This is a genomic window from Pseudomonadota bacterium (assembly GCA_010028905.1).
Taxonomy (GTDB): domain Bacteria; phylum Vulcanimicrobiota; class Xenobia; order RGZZ01; family RGZZ01; genus RGZZ01.
Genome location: RGZZ01000451.1, coordinates 1 through 4,142, shown reverse-complemented (window position 1 = coordinate 4,142; position 4,142 = coordinate 1). Strand labels below are relative to the sequence as shown.

Sequence of the window (4,142 nt, the reverse complement as noted above, 5' to 3'; positions counted from 1 at the left end):
AAGCGCGCGTTGAACGAGTGGTAGGCCGAGTAGTGGTAGGCGAAGTACTGCATGTCGAGCCAGAACGAGCCGTCGTCGCGCAGCTTCACCAGCTTGTCGAAGATGAGATCGACGAAGCGCGGGTTGCCGTAGGGCGCCATGCCCATGACCTTGTACTCGCCCTCGTTCACCTGAAAGCCGAGAAATGCGGTGAACGCGCTGTAGAGAAGCCCCACCGAGTGCGGGTACGACATCTTCTCCTGCAGCTCTATCGTGGTGTCGAAAGCCACGCCGCGGGTGCCGCTGGCCCACTCGCCCACGCCGTCGACGGTGAGCACGGCGGCCTTGTCGAACCCCGAGCAGTGGTACGCGCTCGACGCGTGCGAGAGGTGGTGGGCCGAGAACGCCACCTTCTTGCGCGAGATGCCGAGGCGCTCGGCGATGACGTCGCGCACCCAGAGCTTGTCGAGCAGCCACACCAGCATGCCTTCGCGAAAGGCGGCCATCGAGCGGGGGAAGGTCTGCAGCGCCGACATGAGGATGCGGTCGAGCTTCCAGAACGGCTTCTCGTAGAACACCACGAGGTCGAGATCGGCGGCCGAGAGGCCGGCGGTGCGCAGGCAGAAGTCGATGGCGCGCTGGGGAAACTCGTAGTCGTGCTTGACCCGGGAGAAGCGCTCCTCTTCGGAGGCGGCCACCAGGGCGCCGTCGACGATGAGCGCGGCGGCGGCGTCGTGGTAGAAGCACGAGATGCCGAGAACGTTCACCTCAGTGCTGCGACCATGGGTCGACCTTGCCGATGGGTGTCCAGCGACCGCCCTTGTCGGGCGACAGCCCCAGAGGGTCGCTCAGGGCGCGAACGGCGAGGGCGAAGAGCGGCACCACCGTGTAGTAGAACACGGTCAGCAGCACGCGCGCCTGAAAGGTGGCGGCGCGGGCCGCGATGATCTTCCAGCGCTCCCAGAGCGATGGGGTCTCGGGTGCGGTTTCAGGGGGCAAGGGGCTGTGTCTCCAGGGTTCTCAATGCGATTCTTGAGAGTTACGAACCGCTGGGAGAAGGTCCCTGCTCGGGCCGTGTGTGCGATCGCCTCACGCGAACGCCGCCGATGGTCACCGCTTCGTCGGTCACTGTCACAACGGGGGGAGGGGTGATGGGCTTCTCGGCCAGGGCCTCCGACATCTTCAGCACCTCGAGGGAGCCGCCGTCGGCCTTCACCGCCTCTTCAGCCTGTGCCTGCACCGCGCGCGCCGCCGACACGGCCGCGTCGATCACGTGTCGCTCGGCTTCGAGCTGGTCATGGCGGTTGCGCAGGGGCCAGTACTGATGAATGACGTCCTGGTGGCGGCGCTCGATGGACCTGCCGCTCAGAATGCACCCCATCGTGGCGACAATGCCGCCGACGACGAGGGCGGAGCCGACCCCCGCGGGGAGTGCGGCGGCGAGCAGTGATCCTGCGCCAGCCGTTGCGAGTCCAGCGTAGAGCACCTTTCGCGTAAGGGAAGCGTGCTTGAGCAGTCGCTGATCTGCATCGACCAGGGGATTGAACTGACTGGCAAGCGTCGACATCTCTGCCTGCTTTGCGGTGGCCTCTCCGATGCGCAGGCCGATCTCATGCGAGAGGTGCGTACGGATCGGTCTGCGCCGGGTCGGCGGGCTGCACGGAGGCGCCGGTCACCGCGCTCTGTCGCAGCCAGTCGAGGGCGAAGCGCTGCACACCGGTCGCCAGCTCGTCTCGAGAAGCGCCTTTCGTCTGGGCCTGCGCGGCCTGTGCCACCGCCGCTCGAACGGGGTCGGTCTCTCGGATCGCGATGGCGCCGAGAACGCTCTGGGCCATGCGCCGGCCGTCCTCTGGCGACTCCGTGCGGGCAATGGCGCTTTTCCCCAGTTCGGCCAGCAGGTGCAGCGGCTCGCTTGTGGCGCTGGCACCGGCGATGAGGCGAAACGCGTCGAGGTGCACGGCTGCCGCGCTTCGGTTGTACAGGTACTGGCTGGTGGCTTCGTTGGCCACCCGCGCCACCTGGCGGGCAGTGTAAGAGGTCGCGTGTTGCGCGATGCCACGCAGCACTTCGTGCCCCAGGCCGCGCTGCTCTTCGGCATCCTCGCAGCCGTTGAGCGCGGCGGTCCCCAGGGCGGCGAGGTCGCTCTCGAGCGTGGCGCCCCGGGGGGTGAGGATTCTTGCAAAGCCCGCGTCTTGCGCCAGCGAGGCGGTTTTGGGGCGCAGCTTCACTGCGGCGGCGCGACGGGCCACCTCGGCGATGGCCACGGCGCGGGTGTCACTCGTCTTCTCGATGGCCGCGAGAATGGGCGTCGCCACGGTCCGGGCATTCTCATTGTCGACGCATTTCATGCGCGCTGCCCGTCCGAACTCAGCCAGGGTCGTCACCACATCGGCGCCCTGCACATTCGATGAGAGCCGCGCGAAGGCCTCGGCCTCGACCTGAAAGGCTGATTGGTTGTACAGATAGGGCGCGATGGCATCGCGGGCCGCGCTGGCCAGGGCGGTCTCGGCACCGGAGACCCCGTTGTCGCGGATGGCGTCGAGAAGTCGTGCGCCGATGTGGCGGCCGTCGGCGTAGGCCAGGCTCGACTCGTGCCAGACCGTCTTGTGGATGGCCTGGCTTCCAAGAGAGGCCAGCGCGGGGCCGAGAGGGCCGTTGATGCCGCTGGCCAGGGTGGTCAGGGCGATGTTCTGGGTGGCATACGCGCTCTGGTGATAGAGGCGCTGTGTCGAGGCGGCGCGGGCGGCGGCCGCGTAGACGGCTTCGGGGGTGGCGCCGGCTTCGCTCACGATGGCTGCGAGCGCCTGGTCGCCCACGGTTCGGGCATTCTCGAAGGTCTGGCCGCCTTGGCGCTTCAATCCGTCATGAGCGATCTGGGCGATGCGTGCCGAGGCGGGGAGGATGGCGTTCACGGGAGCGCTCCTTCTTTTGGGGGCAGTTCTATCGATGCGGCCTTCGCGCGTGATGCGGGGGCACCGGCGCGTGGGGCCGTGACGGAGGGTAGCCACAGCGTCTCGAAGACTTCTGAAAATGTCGTCGCAGGAAGGCCAGGTCGTGTCGGCCAACACTCCGCCGTGAACACCGTACGGTTGCGCCCTGCCGATCATCGTGGGCGCATGAGCCTCTCATGACGCGCGTCCTGGTGACCGGAGGCGCGGGCTTCATCGGCAGCCACATCGCGCGCCACTGGAAGGAGCGAGGGGCCCAGGTGGCCGTCCTCGATGACTTCCGCACGGGCCATCGGGCCAATGTCGAGGGTGAGGGCATCGAGGTGTTCGAGGGCTCCATTCTCGATCGCGCCCTCGTCACGCGCGCCGCCGAAGGGGTCGACTACGTGTTCCACCTGGCGGCCATGGTGAGCGTGGTCGAATCGATGCAAGATCCCGCGCGGTGCGTCGACGTGAACGTGCACGGCACCCTGAACGTGCTCGAGGCCGCCCGACGGGCGGGGGCGCGCAAGGTCGTGCTGTCGTCGACGGCCGCGGTGTATGGAAACGAAGAGGGGGGCCTCTGCGGCGAGGGCATGCCGGTGCGCCCCATCAGCCCCTACGGCATCACGAAGCTCGACGGCGAGCTGTATCTCGAGATGTATCGGCGCGAGCACGGCCTGCAGACCGTCAGCCTGCGGTATTTCAACGTGTTCGGCCCCCGCCAGGACACGCGCTCCCCCTACTCGGCGGTGATCCCCACCTTCATCGAGCGCGCGCTGCGGGGCGATGACCTCATCGTTCACGGCGATGGCTCGCAGACCCGCGATTTCGTCTATGTGGGCGACGCGGTGGCCGCCAACGTGCTCGCGGCGGAGACGCCGGACCTGGTCGGGCCGTGCAACGTCGGGCACGGGCGAGCGACGTCGGTGGTCGATCTCGCGCGCGTCGTGCTGGCTCTGGTCGACAGCCGCTCGCGAATCGTGCACGCCCCCTCGCGCGCGGGCGACATCGCCCATTCCACCGCCGACATCTCGCGCCTGCGCGCCTTCGGCTTCTCGTGCGCCACCTCGCTCGAGGACGGCCTGCGGGCCACGGTCGACTGGTATCGCACCCTGCCGCTGCCCGGGGTGAGCGTGTAGAAGAGCCCTGGGTGTCACCGCGGCAGCGTTTACTGCGCACCTGCATGAGCGGGCGTCGAGCCAGACCCCTGTAAAGCAAAAGAGCCGCTGCGAG

General features: G+C 68.0%; 5 protein-coding genes. 1 reads left to right on the top strand and 4 read right to left on the bottom strand.

The genetic code is table 11. The features are described from left to right. The 4 genes from EB084_20965 to EB084_20950 all read right to left on the bottom strand — a co-directional run. On the bottom strand, positions 1–746 hold a 746-nt coding region (locus EB084_20965), incomplete at its 3' end, for a hypothetical protein (protein ID NDD30739.1). Position 747: 1 nt separating this feature from the next. Further along, positions 748–978, bottom strand: coding sequence for a hypothetical protein (locus EB084_20960; protein ID NDD30738.1), 231 nt, complete (start codon positions 976–978; stop codon positions 748–750). A 40-nt stretch (positions 979–1,018) separates the two neighbouring features. Then, positions 1,019–1,546: a hypothetical protein gene (locus EB084_20955; protein NDD30737.1), complete on the bottom strand. Its 528-nt coding sequence runs from the start codon at positions 1,544–1,546 to the stop codon at positions 1,019–1,021. Between the two features lie 43 nt (positions 1,547–1,589). After that, positions 1,590–2,891 (bottom strand): hypothetical protein, encoded by a 1,302-nt coding sequence (locus tag EB084_20950; protein NDD30736.1) that lies wholly within the window; start codon positions 2,889–2,891, stop codon positions 1,590–1,592. A 215-nt stretch (positions 2,892–3,106) separates the two neighbouring features. Between EB084_20950 and EB084_20945 the strand changes: the two genes are divergently transcribed. Then, entirely contained in the window at positions 3,107–4,048 is a 942-nt protein-coding gene (locus tag EB084_20945; protein ID NDD30735.1) for an NAD-dependent epimerase/dehydratase family protein, read from the top strand. Positions 4,049–4,142 lie beyond the last annotated feature (94 nt).

Bases quoted from the DNA above. Each gene is read 5' to 3' on its own strand.
- EB084_20955 (NDD30737.1), bottom strand. From the start codon at position 1,546: ATGTCGACGCTTGCCAGTCAGTTCAATCCCCTGGTCGATGCAGATCAG.
- EB084_20945 (NDD30735.1), top strand. From the start codon at position 3,107: ATGACGCGCGTCCTGGTGACCGGAGGCGCGGGCTTCATCGGCAGCCAC.